Origin of the sequence: Winslowiella toletana, from assembly GCF_032164335.1 — a bacterium.
GTDB classification, from domain to species: Bacteria; Pseudomonadota; Gammaproteobacteria; order Enterobacterales; family Enterobacteriaceae; genus Erwinia; species Erwinia toletana_A.
Genome location: NZ_CP134152.1, coordinates 4,425,540 through 4,441,362 on the forward strand (window position 1 = coordinate 4,425,540; position 15,823 = coordinate 4,441,362).

Annotated in this window: 15 protein-coding genes; 7 read left to right on the forward strand and 8 right to left on the reverse strand. The window is 52.9% G+C overall.

Features of this window, described 5'->3' with window-relative positions; all coding sequences use genetic code 11:
* The first annotated feature begins 3 nt into the window (after positions 1 to 3).
* Positions 4 to 3,327: a miniconductance mechanosensitive channel MscM gene (gene mscM, locus RIN69_RS20125; RefSeq protein WP_313854091.1), complete on the forward strand. Its 3,324-nt coding sequence runs from the start codon at positions 4 to 6 to the stop codon at positions 3,325 to 3,327.
* Positions 3,328 to 3,362: 35 nt separating this feature from the next.
* On the opposite strand, the gene epmA is transcribed toward mscM, so the two are convergent.
* Complete coding sequence (gene epmA, locus RIN69_RS20130) at positions 3,363 to 4,340, reverse strand: elongation factor P--(R)-beta-lysine ligase (RefSeq protein WP_313854092.1); 978 nt, start codon at positions 4,338 to 4,340, stop codon at positions 3,363 to 3,365.
* Positions 4,341 to 4,553: 213 nt separating this feature from the next.
* Between epmA and RIN69_RS20135 the strand changes: the two genes are divergently transcribed.
* Entirely contained in the window at positions 4,554 to 5,078 is a 525-nt protein-coding gene (locus RIN69_RS20135) for a lipocalin family protein (protein WP_313854093.1), read from the forward strand.
* Between the two features lie 42 nt (positions 5,079 to 5,120).
* On the opposite strand, the gene RIN69_RS20140 is transcribed toward RIN69_RS20135, so the two are convergent.
* The 3 genes from RIN69_RS20140 to efp form a co-directional block, all read right to left on the reverse strand.
* Positions 5,121 to 5,255: an entericidin A/B family lipoprotein gene (locus RIN69_RS20140; protein WP_052898817.1), complete on the reverse strand. Its 135-nt coding sequence runs from the start codon at positions 5,253 to 5,255 to the stop codon at positions 5,121 to 5,123.
* Between the two features lie 114 nt (positions 5,256 to 5,369).
* Positions 5,370 to 5,501, reverse strand: coding sequence for an entericidin A/B family lipoprotein (locus tag RIN69_RS20145; protein WP_072133238.1), 132 nt, complete (start codon positions 5,499 to 5,501; stop codon positions 5,370 to 5,372).
* 52 nt (positions 5,502 to 5,553) lie between these two features.
* Positions 5,554 to 6,120, reverse strand: a complete 567-nt coding sequence (efp, locus tag RIN69_RS20150; RefSeq protein ID WP_052898816.1) for an elongation factor P — start codon at positions 6,118 to 6,120, stop codon at positions 5,554 to 5,556.
* 40 nt (positions 6,121 to 6,160) lie between these two features.
* On the opposite strand from efp, the gene epmB reads away from it, so the two are divergent.
* A complete protein-coding gene (epmB, locus tag RIN69_RS20155) occupies positions 6,161 to 7,189 on the forward strand; it encodes an EF-P beta-lysylation protein EpmB (protein WP_313854096.1) in 1,029 nt (342 codons plus the stop codon).
* 55 nt (positions 7,190 to 7,244) lie between these two features.
* Here epmB and RIN69_RS20160 read toward each other — a convergent pair whose 3' ends face one another.
* The 4 genes from RIN69_RS20160 to RIN69_RS20175 all read right to left on the reverse strand — a co-directional run bounded on the left by RIN69_RS20160 (position 7,245) and on the right by RIN69_RS20175 (position 10,446).
* Positions 7,245 to 7,592, reverse strand: a complete 348-nt coding sequence (locus RIN69_RS20160; RefSeq protein ID WP_313854098.1) for a DUF4156 domain-containing protein — start codon at positions 7,590 to 7,592, stop codon at positions 7,245 to 7,247.
* Positions 7,593 to 7,782: 190 nt separating this feature from the next.
* Complete coding sequence (groL, locus tag RIN69_RS20165) at positions 7,783 to 9,429, reverse strand: chaperonin GroEL (RefSeq protein WP_313854099.1); 1,647 nt, start codon at positions 9,427 to 9,429, stop codon at positions 7,783 to 7,785.
* A gap of 45 nt (positions 9,430 to 9,474) precedes the next feature.
* A complete protein-coding gene (locus RIN69_RS20170) occupies positions 9,475 to 9,768 on the reverse strand; it encodes a co-chaperone GroES (protein WP_313854100.1) in 294 nt (97 codons plus the stop codon).
* A gap of 219 nt (positions 9,769 to 9,987) precedes the next feature.
* Positions 9,988 to 10,446, reverse strand: coding sequence for an FxsA family protein (locus RIN69_RS20175; RefSeq protein WP_313854101.1), 459 nt, complete (start codon positions 10,444 to 10,446; stop codon positions 9,988 to 9,990).
* Positions 10,447 to 10,788: 342 nt separating this feature from the next.
* On the opposite strand from RIN69_RS20175, the gene aspA reads away from it, so the two are divergent.
* From aspA to RIN69_RS20195, 4 genes are all read left to right on the forward strand, one after another.
* Positions 10,789 to 12,225 carry an aspartate ammonia-lyase gene (aspA, locus tag RIN69_RS20180; protein WP_313854102.1) on the forward strand — a complete coding sequence of 479 codons (1,437 nt, stop codon included), beginning with the start codon at positions 10,789 to 10,791 and terminating at the stop codon, positions 12,223 to 12,225.
* A gap of 120 nt (positions 12,226 to 12,345) precedes the next feature.
* A complete protein-coding gene (locus RIN69_RS20185; RefSeq protein WP_313854104.1) occupies positions 12,346 to 13,647 on the forward strand; it encodes an anaerobic C4-dicarboxylate transporter in 1,302 nt (433 codons plus the stop codon).
* Between the two features lie 124 nt (positions 13,648 to 13,771).
* Positions 13,772 to 14,095 carry a divalent cation tolerance protein CutA gene (gene cutA, locus RIN69_RS20190; RefSeq protein ID WP_313854105.1) on the forward strand — a complete coding sequence of 108 codons (324 nt, stop codon included), beginning with the start codon at positions 13,772 to 13,774 and terminating at the stop codon, positions 14,093 to 14,095.
* Positions 14,071 to 15,795 carry a protein-disulfide reductase DsbD gene (locus RIN69_RS20195; protein ID WP_313854106.1) on the forward strand — a complete coding sequence of 575 codons (1,725 nt, stop codon included), beginning with the start codon at positions 14,071 to 14,073 and terminating at the stop codon, positions 15,793 to 15,795. Before cutA ends, RIN69_RS20195 begins: the two co-directional genes overlap by 25 nt.
* Positions 15,796 to 15,823 lie beyond the last annotated feature (28 nt).

Consider the following 15,823-nt stretch of genomic DNA (forward strand, 5'->3'; position numbering starts at 1 on the left):
AACGTGCGCCTGATTCTTACTATTTTACTGGGCTGTTGTTTAAGTTGGCCCGTGTTAGCTGCCAGTCTTCCCGATGACGGTCTGCTTAAGCAAGAGCTTGAGCAGGCTAAGTCTGGCAAAAATACGCCGAATCAGGCGGAACTGGTTCAGACGCTGGAAACCGCGCTGAACTGGCTGAATGAGCGTAAAGCCTCGCTTGAACTGACCGATCAATACCAACAGGTTATCGACGACTTTCCGAAACTGTCCCGCGAACTGCGCCAGCAAATCACCAGTCTGACTGACAGCACCAAGTCGGTACGCAGCACTATGACCAGCGCTGAACTGGACCAGGAGATCCTGCAAATCAGCAGCCAGCTGCTGGAAGAGGGTCGTCAGGCTCAGCAGGAGCAGGATCGCGCACGCGAAATCAGTGATTCAATGTCGCAGCTGCCTCAGCAGCAGACCGAAGCACGTCGTGCATTGAGTGAAGTTGAGCGCCGGTTGCAGTCACAACCCAGCGCCACCACGCCAATGGCGCAGGCACAAATCTACGTGCGTCAGGCTGAGTCAGCCGCCCAGAAGGCACGCGTTGACGAGCTGGAGCTGGCGCAGCTGTCGGCGAATAACCGTCAGGAACTGGCGCGCATGCGCGCTGAAGTCCACCAGAAAAAAGCCGCCCAGTTGGACAACTATCTGCAGGCGTTGCGCAATCAGCTGAACAGCTTGCGTCAGCGTGAAGCTGAGCTGGCACTGGAGCGTACCGAACAGCTGGCGGAAAATAGCGGCGATCTGCCGCCGGGCATTACTGAGCAGTTTCGCGTTAACCGCGAGCTGTCTGGCGAGCTGAATCAGCAGGCGCAACGTATGGATTTGGTGGCCTCACAGCAACGACAAGCCACCAATCAGACCATTCAGGTACGTCAGGCGCTGAGCACCATTCGTGAACAATCTCAGTGGTTGGGTGCCTCCAATCTGTTAGGCGAAGCCCTGCGCGCCCAGGTCGCTCGTCTGCCAGAAATGCCGAAATCTCAGCAGCTTGACAGTGACATGGGCCAGTTGCGCGTGCAGCGCCTGTATTACGAAGATCTGTTAAATCGTCAGCAACAGCTGAGACAGCAGAAGCAGGAGAATGGCGAGGAGCTGACTAATGAACAGAAACGCATTCTTGATGCCCAGCTGCGTACCCAGCGGGAACTGCTTACCTCGCTGATTTCAGGTTGTGACACCTTAATTCTCGAAGTCACCAAGCTGAAAGTAGCCAACAGCCAGTTACAGGATGCGCTAACAGAAATTAACGAGGCCGCGCACCGTTACCTGTTCTGGACCGCTGATGTCAGTCCGATTGGCCTGAAATATCCAATCGATGTGGCACACGCGCTGAACCGTCTGTTATCTCTGGATACTTTAGGCCAGCTCGGCGGCGCATTTGTGATGATGCTTACCAGTCGCGAAACGGTGCTGCCGATTATCGCGGCGCTGCTGTTAGTCGGCATCAGCATCAGTTCTCGTCGTCACTATCATGCATTCCTCGAACGAGCGACCAGCCGCGTCGGTAAAGTAACGCAGGATCAATTCAGCCTGACGATGCGTACCGTGTTCTGGTCAATTGTGGTGGCCTTACCCCTGCCGGTATTGTGGGCAGCGCTTGGCTATGGTTTGCAACACGCCTGGCCCTACCCCATCGCCGTGGCGATTGGCGACGGCGTAACGGCGACGCTGCCGGTGCTGTGGGCATTTATGATCAGTGCCGCTTTTGCCCGGCCACAAGGCCTGTTTGTGGTGCATTTCCGCTGGCCGAAACAGCGCGTGGCGCGCGCCATGCGCTACTATTCACTGTCGATCGGCTTTATCGTGCCGCTGATCATGCTGTTGATCGCTTTTGATAATCTGGAAGAGCGACAGTTTTCCGCCACGCTTGGTCGCCTGTGCTTTGTGCTGATTTGCGGTGCATTAAGCCTGGTAACCGTCAGCCTGAAGCGCGCCGGCCTGCCGTTGTATCTCGATAAAGAGGGGAACGGCGAAAACGTTATTAATAAGATCCTGTGGAATCTGATGATCTGCATTCCGCTGGTCGCCGCGCTGGCCTCCTGCATTGGCTATCTGGCTACCGCACAAGCGCTGCTGGCCAGGCTGGAAACCTCAGTTGCTATCTGGTTCCTGCTGCTGATTATTTACCATATCATCCGCCGATGGATGCTGATTCAGCGTCGCCGCATTGCCTTTGATCGCGCACGTCAACGTCGTGCCGATATGCTGGCGAATCGCGCACGCGGCGAAGAAGAAGCGCAGCAAACCAGCGACAGTGTCGACCTGGATGAGCCGGTAATCGACCTCGATGCCATCAGTGCCCAGTCACTGCGGCTGGTGCGCTCAATTCTGACGCTGATCGCGCTGGTTTCGGTGATTGTGTTGTGGTCTGAGATTCATTCCGCGTTTGGCTTCCTGGAAAACATTAAGCTGTGGGACGCCAGCACCACGGTACAGGGTGTGGAAAGTATTGAGCCAATTACCCTCGGTTCAATACTCATCGCCATACTGGTATTGATTATTACCACCCAGCTGGTGCGCAATATGCCCGCGCTGCTGGAACTGGCGCTGTTACAGCATCTTAGCTTAACTCCCGGCACCGGCTATGCGATTACCACCCTGACCAAGTATGTGCTGCTGTTGGTGGGTGGGCTGGTCGGTTTTTCGATGATTGGTATTGAGTGGTCGAAACTGCAATGGCTGGTTGCCGCACTCGGTGTCGGACTGGGTTTTGGTTTACAGGAGATCTTCGCCAACTTTATCTCTGGCCTGATCATTCTGTTTGAGAAACCGATCCGTATAGGCGATACCGTGACCATTCGCGATCTTACCGGGAGTATTACCCGCATCAATACTCGCGCCACCACCATTACTGACTGGGACCGCAAAGAGATCATTGTGCCGAATAAGGCCTTTATTACCGAACAGTTCGTCAACTGGTCTCTCTCTGACTCCGTTACGCGCGTGGTACTGACTATACCGGCACCGGCCACCGCTAACAGTGAGGAGATCAATACCATCCTGCTGCAGGCCTCAGAGCGCTGTAGCTGGGTGCTGGATACGCCGCAGCCTGAAGCCTTCCTGGTAGATTTACAACAGGGGATTCAGCTGTTTGAGCTGCGTATTTATGCCGCCGAGATGGGTCATCGCATGCCGTTGCGTAATGAGCTGCATCAGCTGATTCTGCACGGTTTCCGTGAGCACGGTATTGAGATGCCGTTCCCGCCATTCCAGGTACGTATGGAAACGCTGGGGCAAAAAACCCCCGCCAGCAACGGCGCGCCGGCAGCGAGAACCTATAAATCGGGTGGGTTGTAAATCATCGATACGGGCGGCGCTTGCCGCCCGTTGATTTAGCAGCGATCGACCGGGAAGGCGATCACATCACTTAAACGCTCGGCTTTTAAGGCCAGCATCACCAGACGATCGACACCCAGCGCCACACCCGAGCTCTCAGGCATACCCTGTGCCAGCGCATCCAGCAGGTTGGTATCAATCGGCTGTTTTGGCAAGCCGCGTGCCGCGCGACGACGATTATCCTGCTCAAAGCGCTGACGCTGTTCACGACTATCGGTCAGTTCACGGAAGCCATTCGCCAGCTCAATGCCTTTGTAATAAACCTCAAAACGTTCAGCTACGCGGTGATCCTCAGTGCTGATCTCGGCCAGTGCCGCCTGCGACGCCGGGAAGTGATAAACAAAAGCGGGTTTATCCTGTCCAATCCTGGGTTCCACTCCCAGCATAAACAGCAGTTGCAGCAGCGTATCGCGATCTTCTTCCGCATTAGCCAGATCGCCAACGCCAAGTTTAGCCGCCGCTTCACGCAGCTGCGTTTTATCAGCCGACAGCGGATCCAGTTCCAGATGGCGGATAAACGCCTGCTGATAAGAGAGGGTCTCTGCGCTGTCACACTCCAGCACCTGCTGCAGCAAATCATCCACTTCGTTCATCAGACGATACATATCGTAATGCGGGCGATACCACTCCAGCATCGTGAATTCAGGATTGTGGTGACGCCCGGCTTCTTCATTACGGAAACTGCGACCCAGCTGATAAATCGGACCGCTACCTGCTGCCAGCAGGCGTTTCATATGGTATTCCGGGCTGGTCATCAGGTAGAGATCCAGCCCTGCGGCTGCCCCCGGGCCGACAAAGCGCGTCTTAAACGGGAACAGGTGAACATCAGTGACAGTTGCCTGACTCATTGCCGGAGTTTCTACCTCCAGCACGCCACGATCGGCAAAGAAACGTCGTATTTCAGCTAAAATCGCTGCACGTTTCAACAAATTGGCAATGGGTGCGCTCGGCTGCCAGCTTGCCGTATCGCTCATGGTAGTTACTCCGAAGTCAAACAGGGGGGTGAAGTCTACCCGTATCGCAGTGAGCAAACAAACTTCTGAGCAAATTCTCATCCAAATAGCCGCAAACCTCAAAATTACTCATTCAGACTTATTCGCAGCAACAATCTCAATTTATCGAGTAGTTATCCGCTGCCTGACAAATATCACCTATAATTAAGCGACTCATCTATAAAGGAATAGCTTATGCAACTGTGGAAAATGCTGGTAGCCGTTACTGGCGCACTGCTTTCTGTCGCCTGTAGTACCACCCCACCCAAAAATGTCACCGTGGTTGAAGGTTTTCAGGCAGATCGCTACCTCGGAACCTGGTATGAGATCGCACGTCTCGATCATCCCTTCGAGCGCGGACTCGATCACGTCACTGCAACTTACAGTCAACGCGATGACGGTGGCCTGAAGGTGGTAAACCGTGGCTTTAACGCCAAAAAGCAGAAATGGCAGGAGAGCGTCGGTAAAGCCTACTTTACCGGTGACAGCCAGCGCGCGGCGCTGAAAGTATCATTCTTTGGGCCGTTTTACGGCGGCTATAACGTGATTGCGCTGGATGATAACTATCAACATGCGCTGGTGTGTGGGCCTAATCGGGATTATCTGTGGATTTTATCGCGTACGCCAACGCTGGATGAGTCAGTGAAACAGCAGCTGGTTGAGAAAGCACGCCAGAACGGTTTCCCGGTCGAGAAGTTAATCTGGGTAAATCAGAGCTAAGGAAGGGGCCGGTACGGCAGAAAGCCCGTACCGGTTAACAGATTACTGAGTGCTCTTCTGGATCGCCTGACCACCCGCTTCAACATCTTCACCAACACCACGCGTGGTATTACAGGCAGACAGCAGGGAAGAAAGAATCAGTACGGAAAAAATAGTAGCAATACTCTTCTTAAACATAGCAATTTCCTTTTAACAGAAGTTATTAGTACAGCGCTATAAGCATAGGCGGTGAATCGACACTCTGCTTATTGCACGCGGGTTAAAAGGAAATATTTTCAGAAGAAAAGAGAATCAGCTCGCAGCGCGAGAAATGGCCCCGCCAAGATGGCGTACATCTTCGCCAAAACCATGGAAAGTATTACAGGCGCTGAGGGCACCCGTCATCAACAACGCGATGGCGACCAATTTAGCAAGCTTAATCATTCGGTTCTCACATTGAGTTGAGAGGCGTACCAGAAGTACGCCTTCGACACACTTATTTTACGCGTGACACGTATTCGCCAGAGCGAGTATCAACTTTGATCACTTCGCCGATCTGAACAAACAATGGCACTTTAACGGTTGCGCCAGTAGACAGCTTAGCTGGCTTGCCGCCGGTACCTGCGGTGTCACCCTTCAGGCCTGGATCGGTATCAACGATCTCCAGTTCAACGAAGTTTGGTGGTAATACCTGGATCGGACGGCCGTTCCACAGCGTCACGATACATTCTGCATTATCCAGCAGCCATTTCGCTGCATCACCGACTGCTTTCTCTTCAACCTGATGCTGTTCGAAAGTTTCCGGGTGCATGAAGTGGTAGAACTCACCGTCGTTGTACAGATAGTTCAGGTTAGTATCTACAACGTCTGCGCCTTCAGCGGAGTCGGTAGATTTGAAGGTTTTCTCAACGCGGCTTCCGGTCAGCAGGCGGCGCATTTTAACGCGTGCGAAGGCCTGGCCTTTACCTGGTTTAACGAACTCGCTGGATTCGATAGCGTAAGGTTCGCCTTCGAACATGATTTTGAGACCGGGACGGAAATCGTTGCTAGAATAAGTCGCCATAAAGGCCCTCTAATATTAATACTGGTACTTAGCCAAAAAAATGGCACACATTGTAACCCTAAATAGCCCTTCCAGAGAAGATTGGTTGCAGCAACTTGCTGATGTAATCACTGAACCAAATGAATTACTGCAACTTTTAGCTCTCGATTCGCATCCCGAGCTGGTTGCAGGACGTGACGCGCGCCGACTTTTTGCCCTGCGCGTGCCGCGTGCCTTCGTCTGGAGGATGAAGAAAGGCGATCCGCAAGATCCGCTGCTGCTGCAAGTTTTGACCGCTCAGCAGGAATTTGTCGATGCACCAGGTTATAGCACTGACCCGCTCGATGAGCAAAGCAGCGTGGTGCCTGGTTTACTGCATAAATACAAAAATCGTGCGTTGCTGCTGGTAAAAGGCGGTTGTGCGGTCAACTGTCGCTACTGTTTCCGCCGCCATTTCCCTTATCAGGATAACCAGGGCAACAAACGCAACTGGCAAAACGCTCTCGATTATATTCGTCAGCACCCGGAACTGGATGAAATTATTTTTTCCGGTGGCGATCCACTGATGGCAAAAGACCATGAGCTGGACTGGCTGATCGGCGAGCTGGAAGCGATTCCGCACCTGAAACGCCTGCGTATTCACAGCCGCCTGCCGGTGGTGATTCCGGCGCGTATCACCGAGAGTCTGTGTCAGCGCCTGGCGCAATCGCGTCTTCAGGTACTGCTGGTGACTCATATTAACCACGCGCAGGAAATTGATGATGCGCTACGTCACGCTATGCTGATGTTGAAGCGTGCCGGCGTAACGTTGCTCAATCAGAGCGTGCTGCTGCGCGGTATCAATGATAATGCCACCACGCTGGCGGCGCTGAGCAATGCGCTGTTTGACGCCGGAGTGCTGCCCTATTATCTGCACGTGCTGGATAAAGTGCAGGGCGCCGCGCACTTCTTTGTGCCGGATGATAAAGCTCGCGCTATCGTGCGGGAATTGCTGTCGATGGTATCAGGTTATATGGTGCCGAAGCTGGCGCGTGAAATTGGCGGTGAGCCAAGTAAAACGCAGCTGGATTTGCAGCTGCGCCAGGAATAATGCCCTTCAGTATCACAGGGGCGGCGAAAACGCCGCTCCTGCAACTGAATATCCCTTACGGGCATTTATAAACCTGGCCGCTCATCTTACTGTCCAGCGGTGCAAAGCTGGACCAGATGTTCTGCGTCGGACTGGTCGCGCCGTAAATCACGTTGCCGCCCATTTCGGCCGCACGATTACGCAGATCGTTCGCTGCGCCACGCAGTGAACTCCCCTCGCCGCCGGAACCGTTCAGCCAGTTGCTTTGCGAGCCGGTGACATTGCCCAGCAACTGGCATTCAGCTGCCGGTTGTTGATCGGTAAAAGTCACGCGTTGACCGGCTGAGTCCAGTTCTTTCGTGGTGCTACAGCCTGTCAGCAGCATCGCCGCGACAGAGAGTCCCAGCAAGACGTTAATCCGCATTTTAATCCCCATTTATTATCATCAGAGTCAGGCAGAAGCGTACCAGAAAACCGTGGGTTTTCTTAACCATCCGTTGCCACTTAATCTGTTCATTATTAAACACGCGCCACTACTTATACTATTTTCCCCCACAAAAGAAAAACCCCCTGCCATTACTGACAGAGGGTTTCGCTTTACGACCAGAGGGGGATTACATCATTCCGCCCATACCGCCCATGCCGCCCATACCACCAGCAGCACCCATATCAGGCGCATCACCTTTAGGCAGGTCAGTGACCATACATTCAGTAGTGATCATCAGGCCAGCAACAGAGGCCGCGTACTGCAGTGCAGAACGGGTCACTTTAGTTGGGTCAAGGATACCGAAGTCGATCATATTGCCGTACTCTTCGGTCTGCGCGTTGTAACCGTAGTTGCCTTCGCCCGCTTTCACGTTGTTAGTCACAACAGATGGCTCTTCACCGGCGTTAGAAACGATCTGACGCAGTGGAGCTTCCATCGCGCGCAGTGCAACACGAATACCAACAGTCTGGTCTTCGTTCTGACCGGTCAGGCCTGCCAGTTTAGAGGCAACACGCACCAGCGCTACGCCACCACCAGCAACCACGCCTTCTTCAACCGCAGCACGGGTCGCGTGCAGAGCATCTTCAACGCGCGCTTTCTTCTCTTTCATTTCAACTTCAGTTGCTGCACCCACTTTCAGTACGGCTACGCCGCCTGCCAGTTTAGCCACACGCTCCTGCAGTTTTTCTTTATCGTAATCAGAGGTCGCTTCTTCGATCTGCTGACGAATCTGAGTGACTCGACCTTTGATAGCACTCTCTTCACCCACGCCATCGATGATGATGGTGGTGTCTTTGTTGATTACAACGCGTTTCGCCTGGCCCAGATCTTCCAGCACGGCTTTTTCCAGTTCCATACCGATCTCTTCAGAGATAACGGTACCACCGGTCAGGGTCGCAATATCCTGCAGCATGGCTTTACGACGGTCGCCGAAACCAGGTGCTTTAACTGCAGCCACTTTCACGATGCCGCGCATGGTGTTAACCACCAGAGTAGCCAGTGCTTCGCCTTCAACATCTTCAGCGATGATCAGCAGTGGTTTACCGGCTTTAGCAACGGCTTCCAGTACTGGCAGCATTTCACGGATGTTGGAGATTTTTTTATCAGCCAGCAGAATAAATGGCGTTTCCAGTTCTACTGCGCCAGTTTCTGGTTTGTTGATGAAATAAGGGGACAGGTAGCCACGGTCAAACTGCATACCTTCAACCACATCCAGCTCGTCCTGCAGGCCGGTGCCTTCTTCAACGGTGATAACACCTTCTTTGCCCACTTTTTCCATCGCCTGAGCGATCAGAGTACCCACGGTCTCATCGGAGTTAGCAGAGATAGTACCAACCTGAGCAATTGCTTTAGAGTCTGAGCAAGGAACAGACAGGGCTTTCAGCTCTTCAACCGCAGCGATAACCGCTTTGTCGATGCCGCGCTTCAGGTCCATTGGGTTCATACCCGCGGCAACGGCTTTCAGGCCTTCGTTTACGATGGACTGTGCCAGTACGGTAGCGGTGGTGGTACCGTCGCCCGCAGCGTCGTTAGCTTTAGAAGCGACTTCTTTCACCATCTGCGCACCCATGTTCTCGAACTTGTCTTCCAGTTCGATTTCACGTGCGACAGAAACACCATCTTTAGTGATGGTCGGTGCACCAAAAGATTTATCCAGAACCACGTTACGGCCTTTCGGGCCCAGGGTAACTTTTACTGCATCTGCCAGTACGTTAACGCCACGTAGCATTTTTACGCGTGCATCATTACCGAATTTTACGTCTTTAGCTGCCATTTTAAATTCCCTTCAATTGGTTACGTTCAGTGAGGTACGCGTAAATTACGCTTCAACAATTGCCAGAATGTCGCTTTCAGAGATGATCAACACGTCTTCATTGTCGATTTTTTCAGTTTTAGCGCCGTAGCCTTCATTGAAAATGACAACATCACCTACTTTCACGTCTAACGACTTAACATCACCGTTTTCCAGGATGCGGCCATTGCCTACCGCGAGAACTTCACCACGGGTAGATTTCGCCGCAGCAGAGCCGGTCAGAACGATGCCGCCAGCAGATTTGGATTCAACTTCTTTACGCTTAACGATTACACGATCGTGCAATGGACGAATTTTCATGTGATAGCTCTCCTTTGAGAAGTCCAATCAATTTTGGGATGAAAGCCGGTCATATTGGCTGCCGGCCTCGTGACGGAAGAGATAGGGCCAGGGTGGGTTGCTTTCAAGGGCAAAAAATTAATTTTTTTTACTTGCCAATGATTAGCCTTAAGTTTCCGTCATCAGGCTGATAAAAAAAATGGGTGAAGCTGGCTTCACCCATTAGTGATAACAGTTGTTTTAGCGATCTTTATGATCGTCGTGCTCAATACGCTCAATATCTTTGCGTTCGTACTCACCGTCGAACGTCTGACCGCGATCGGGCCCGGCTGCTGTGCCACGCCATACTTTCAGATGCGGCATCAGTTTCAATGTCAGGTGCTTCTGTACCGGCGGCAGTAACAGCAACAAACCGATAAAATCGGTGAAGAAACCTGGCAGTAACAGCAAGAAACCCGCGAGGATCAGTGAAACGCTTTTCACCATCTCGACCGCCGGACTTTCGCCCGCCGCCAGCTTCTGCTGCATCAGCATAAAGTTTTTAATACCCTGGTTTTTCACCAGCGACACGCCGATGCAGGAGGTGAAAATCACCAGCAGCATGGTCATCAGCACGCCTATCACGTGCGCAACCTGAATAAAGATGGAAATTTCTATCCAGGCCAGCAGAAAAAACACTAAAAACGGTAACCAGCGCACCGCATACTCCTATGTAGAGGCCACCCCGCAAAAGGCACGGCGGCAAAAAATGGCGATTATCACAATCGTAGTTACTGAGATGGGAACGGTCAGACACTTTTTCAACCTGAAAGGTCGAAATTACTTCACAGGGTTAATTTTGGGACTACGATCACATATTGTTAACACCGTTTCGTTAGTAAATTGTCGTTAAGTGATCTGTGTTGCGGCATTTCTGACATAACAGCATATGATCGTGCTCGCCTGGTCGATAACGGATAAAATATCGGCGCTGGCATTCCACGACGAAATAATCACACGATTTGTGATGACTTAACCGGTAGCAATAACAAGAAGGTTCCCATGGTAAATAACATTCGTATCGAAGAAGACCTGTTAGGTATGCGGGAAGTTCCGGCAGATGCCTACTACGGTGTTCATACTTTGCGTGCGATTGAAAATTTCTATATCAGTAACAACAAAATCAGTGACATCCCTGAGTTTGTTCGCGGCATGGTAATGGTGAAAAAAGCAGCAGCAATGGCGAATAAGGAACTTCAGACCATTCCTCGCAACGTCGCCAACGCCATTATTCAGGCTTGTGATGAAGTGCTGAATAACGGCAAATGCATGGACCAGTTCCCGGTTGATGTTTATCAGGGCGGTGCCGGCACCTCGGTTAACATGAATACCAATGAAGTGCTGGCTAACATCGGCCTTGAGCTGATGGGCCATCAAAAAGGTGAGTATCAGTTCCTTAATCCCAACGATCACGTCAATAAATGCCAGTCGACCAACGATGCCTACCCTACCGGTTTCCGCATCGCGGTTTACAGTTCGATTCTCAAACTGCTTGATGCAATTGGGCAATTAGGTGAAGGCTTCCAGCGCAAGGCCGTCGAATTCGAATCTGTGATCAAAATGGGCCGTACTCAGTTGCAGGATGCGGTACCGATGACCTTAGGTCAGGAATTCCACGCCTTCAGCGTGCTGCTGAATGAAGAGATCAAAAGCATTCTGCGCACCGGTGAACTGCTGCTCGAGGTAAACCTCGGTGCTACCGCTATCGGTACTCGCCTGAACACGCCGGAAGGCTATCAGCAGCTGGCGGTTCAGAAACTGGCGGAAGTCAGTAATCTGCCTTGCGTACCGGCAGAAGATTTGATCGAAGCGACGTCTGACTGCGGCGCTTACGTGATGGTTCACTCCTCGCTAAAACGCCTGGCGGTGAAAATGTCCAAGATCTGTAACGATCTGCGTCTGCTCTCCTCCGGACCGCGCGCCGGTCTGAATGAGATCAACCTGCCAGAACTGCAGGCCGGTTCCTCCATCATGCCAGCTAAAGTTAACCCGGTGGTGCCAGAAGTGGTAAACCAGGTCTGCTTTAAAGTTATCGGTAACGACACCACGGTAACGATGGCTTCAGAAGCCGGTCAGCTGCAGCTGAACGTAATGGAACCAGTTATTGGTCAGGCGCTGTTTGAATCTATCCATATTTTGACCAATGCCTGTTATAATCTGCTGGAAAAATGCGTCAATGGCATTACCGCTAACAAAGCAGTCTGTGAAGCTTACGTATTTAACTCAATTGGTATCGTCACTTATCTCAACCCGTACATTGGTCACCACAATGGTGATATCGTCGGTAAGATCTGTGCGGAAACCGGTAAGAGCGTGCGTGAAGTGGTGCTGGAGCGAGGCCTGTTGACCGAGGCAGAACTGGATGACATCTTCTCAATACAGAATCTGATGCATCCGGCATATAAGGCAAAACGCTATACCGATGAAAACGAACAATAAAATTCAGACCGGTTAAACTTTTTTAAGGCACGTCAGTTCTCAGAACGACGTGCCTTTTTCATGTCTGCAGCAAACAAATTATTAACGGTTAATTTTCATTTACTTATCAAGGAGCACAGTATGATCACAGTTGAGCTGATCATCGTCCTGTTGGCCATCTATTTAGGTGCGCGACTGGGCGGGATTGGCATTGGGTTCGCCGGTGGACTGGGCGTGCTGGTATTGACGCTGGGCTGCCAGATAAAGCCCGGTGCCATTCCCTTCGACGTGATTGAAATCATTATGGCGGTGATTGCAGCCATTGCCGCCATGCAGGTGGCGGGCGGGATGGATTACCTGGTCAGCCTTGCCGAGCGCCTGCTGCGCAAGCATCCGCGCCACATAACCTTCCTTGCACCACTGGTGACTTATCTGATGACGCTACTGGCTGGTACTGGCCATACGGCGTTCTCCACCCTGCCGGTAATTGCCGAGGTGGCGAAAGAGCAAGGCGTGCGCCCTTCGCGTCCACTGTCGATTGCCGTGGTGGCCTCGCAGATTGCCATTACCGCTTCACCGATCTCCGCAGCCGTGGTGTTCTTCGCCGGTATTCTTGAGCCACAAGGCATTAGCTACCTTGAACTGCTGGCGGTGGCGATCCCTTCAACCATGGTAGCGATATTTATTGCCGCGCTGATTACCAATTTCCTCGGCAAAGAGCTGAAAGACGATCCGGTCTACCAGTCGAAGCTGGAAAAAGGCGAGGTCACGCTGCGCGGTGCCAGCGTATTTGAAGAAAAACCTGGCGCGAAACGCTCAGTGCTGCTGTTCCTGTTGGGCATCGTGGCAGTGGTGTTTTATGCTACCGCCATCAGCGATACCGTCGGCCTGATCAGCAACCCGGTGCTGCCGCGCAATGAAGCCATCGTGGTGTTTATGTTGACGATTGCCACGCTAATCTGCGTCAGTTGTAAAGTGGATACCAGCGAAATCCTCTCTGCCAGCACCTTTAAATCGGGAATGAGCGCCTGTATCTGTGTGCTCGGCGTCGCGTGGCTGGGCGATACTTTTGTCAGAGCCCATATCGATGATATCCAGGCCGTGGCTGGCGATCTGCTGCAAAGCTATCCGTGGATGCTGGCAATCGTGCTGTTCTTCGCCTCAACCCTGCTGTACTCACAGGCCGCCACCACCAAAGCGCTGATGCCTGCGGCGTTAGTACTCGGCGTTTCGCCAATCACCGCAGTGGCTTCCTTTGCTGCGGTATCGGCACTGTTTGTACTGCCGACTTACCCGACCCTGCTGGCGGCGGTGGAAATGGATGATACCGGCTCGACGCGTATTGGTAAGTTCGTCTTTAACCACTCGTTCCTGATTCCCGGCGTGATAGCGATTGTGCTGTCAGTGCTGGCTGGCTTTGTCTTTGGCCAGTTGATTTTATAATCTGCCTTCTCCCTCCCCATCCCGTGGGGAGGGTTGCACTGTTCGCCACTGTTGCTTACATCCTGTCAAAGCCGGCACTACAGCCGCGTGATATAATTTGCGCTTTCCACCAAAGGAGTGCTCGATGAGCCAGTCCACCGCTATTGTGCTGCTGTGCACCGCACCTGACGAAGACAGTGCCGAAGAGCTGGCGGCTCAGGCGCTGGCAGCAAGGCTTGCCGCCTGCGTTACCATGCTGCCGGGTGCCACCTCCTGGTACTATTGGGAAGGAAAACTTGAGCAGGCAACTGAAGTTCAGCTGCTGCTGAAAAGTGACGTCGCCCATCAGCAACAGCTTATCGAGCTGTTGAAAGCCGCACATCCTTACCAGACACCGGAACTTCTGGTCCTGCCCGTACAACATGGAGAGAGTGAATACCTGTCATGGCTCAGCGCATCTTTAAGCTAGTTTTTATTCTGCTAATCGGCCTGTTCAGCATTCAGGCCAATGCCTCGCTGTTCGGGCAACAAAGTACCCGCCAGTTTGTGCCGGTGAATCAGGCTTTTGCTTTCGATTTTGATCAGAAAGATAACCAGCTCACCCTCAGTTGGCAGGTAAAGCCGGGCTACTATCTTTATCGTCAGCAGATCACTATCGAACCGCACGCAGCCCGGCTGGCGCAATTTAGCCTGCCGCCAGGTCAGCCGCATGAAGATGAATTTTATGGCAAAACCGAGATCTATCCTGACGATCTGAAGTTGCCGCTGACGATACTGCAGGCTGATGGCGATGCGACGGTACGCGTGACGTATCAGGGTTGTGCCAGCGCGGGTTTCTGTTATCCGCCGGAAACCCGCGATATTCCGTTAAGCAAAGTCGCCGCCAACGCAGCGCCTGAAACAGCGAACAGCGCCAGTCGTGAGCAGCAATCAGCGGCTACAGAGAGCAATCTGCCGTTCTCGCCACTCTGGGCGCTACTGATTGGCATCGGCGTGGCTTTCACCCCTTGCGTGTTGCCGATGTACCCGTTGATTTCCGGTATTATTCTCGGCGGCAGTAAACGCCTGTCGTTTGGACGCCTGCTGGCACTGGCGCTGGTGTATGTGCAGGGAATGGCGTTGACCTACACTCTGATGGGCATCGTGGTCGCCGCCGCTGGCCTGCGCTTTCAGGCCGCGCTGCAACACCCTTATGTCCTGATTGGCCTGTCGGCGCTGTTCGTGCTACTGGCTCTGTCAATGTTTGGCCTGTTCTCACTGCAATTGCCTTCTGCGCTGCAAACCCGGCTGACGCTGTGGAGTAATCGCCAGCAAGGTGGCTCGCTGTTCGGCGTGTTCCTGATGGGGGCGCTGGCCGGATTAATTTGTTCTCCCTGCACCACCGCCCCGCTCAGTGCGATTCTGCTGTATATCGCCCAGAGCGGAAATATGCTGGCAGGCGCAGGAACACTGTATCTGTATGCACTTGGCATGGGGCTGCCGCTGATTGCCATCACCCTGTTCGGCAATAAGCTGCTGCCAAAAAGCGGGCCATGGATGCAGACGGTGAAAGAGGGCTTTGGTTTTGTCATCCTCGCCTTACCGGTATTCCTGCTGGAGCGCGTGATTGGCGAGCAGTGGGGTCTGCGTCTCTGGAGCCTGCTGGGCGTCGCCTTCTTTGGCTGGGCGTTTATTACCAGCCTTGGCAATAACAAAGGCAAAGGCTGGCTGCGGGTAGTCCAGCTGATTCTGTTGCTGGCCGCGCTAATCAGCGTACGCCCGTTGCAGGACTGGGCATTTGCAACGCCGCCAGCCGCCACCGCGGGGGCCCATCTGGATTTTAACCGCATCACCAGCAGTGACGAGCTGACTCAGGCGCTAAAAAATAATCAGGGTAGAATCAGCATGCTTGATCTGTATGCCGACTGGTGTGTAGCCTGCAAAGAGTTTGAAAAATACACCTTCAGTGATGCACAGGTGCAAGCCTCTCTGGCGGATGTGCAACTGTTGCAGGCTGACGTCACGGCTAACAGCGCCACTGACAGCGCGCTGTTACAGCGCTTACAGGTGCTGGGGCTGCCGACCATTCTGTTTTTTGACGCCAGCGGTAAAGAGATTCCCGGATCGCGCATTACCGGCTTTATGAAAGCGGCCGCTTTTAAGGCGCATTTGCAGAAAGTCATCCAGTAAACGACACTTGTTTCCAGAAATCGTCACC

Coding starts and splice junctions, on each gene's coding strand:
- epmA (WP_313854092.1), bottom strand. CDS start 4,340: ATGAGCGATACGGCAAGCTGGCAGCCGAGCGCACCCATTGCCAATTTG.
- RIN69_RS20135 (WP_313854093.1), top strand. CDS start 4,554: ATGCAACTGTGGAAAATGCTGGTAGCCGTTACTGGCGCACTGCTTTCT.
- RIN69_RS20140 (WP_052898817.1), bottom strand. CDS start 5,255: ATGTTTAAGAAGAGTATTGCTACTATTTTTTCCGTACTGATTCTTTCT.
- RIN69_RS20145 (WP_072133238.1), bottom strand. CDS start 5,501: ATGATTAAGCTTGCTAAATTGGTCGCCATCGCGTTGTTGATGACGGGT.
- efp (WP_052898816.1), bottom strand. CDS start 6,120: ATGGCGACTTATTCTAGCAACGATTTCCGTCCCGGTCTCAAAATCATG.
- epmB (WP_313854096.1), top strand. CDS start 6,161: ATGGCACACATTGTAACCCTAAATAGCCCTTCCAGAGAAGATTGGTTG.
- RIN69_RS20160 (WP_313854098.1), bottom strand. CDS start 7,592: ATGCGGATTAACGTCTTGCTGGGACTCTCTGTCGCGGCGATGCTGCTG.
- groL (WP_313854099.1), bottom strand. CDS start 9,429: ATGGCAGCTAAAGACGTAAAATTCGGTAATGATGCACGCGTAAAAATG.
- RIN69_RS20170 (WP_313854100.1), bottom strand. CDS start 9,768: ATGAAAATTCGTCCATTGCACGATCGTGTAATCGTTAAGCGTAAAGAA.
- aspA (WP_313854102.1), top strand. CDS start 10,789: ATGGTAAATAACATTCGTATCGAAGAAGACCTGTTAGGTATGCGGGAA.
- RIN69_RS20185 (WP_313854104.1), top strand. CDS start 12,346: ATGATCACAGTTGAGCTGATCATCGTCCTGTTGGCCATCTATTTAGGT.
- cutA (WP_313854105.1), top strand. CDS start 13,772: ATGAGCCAGTCCACCGCTATTGTGCTGCTGTGCACCGCACCTGACGAA.
- RIN69_RS20195 (WP_313854106.1), top strand. CDS start 14,071: ATGGCTCAGCGCATCTTTAAGCTAGTTTTTATTCTGCTAATCGGCCTG.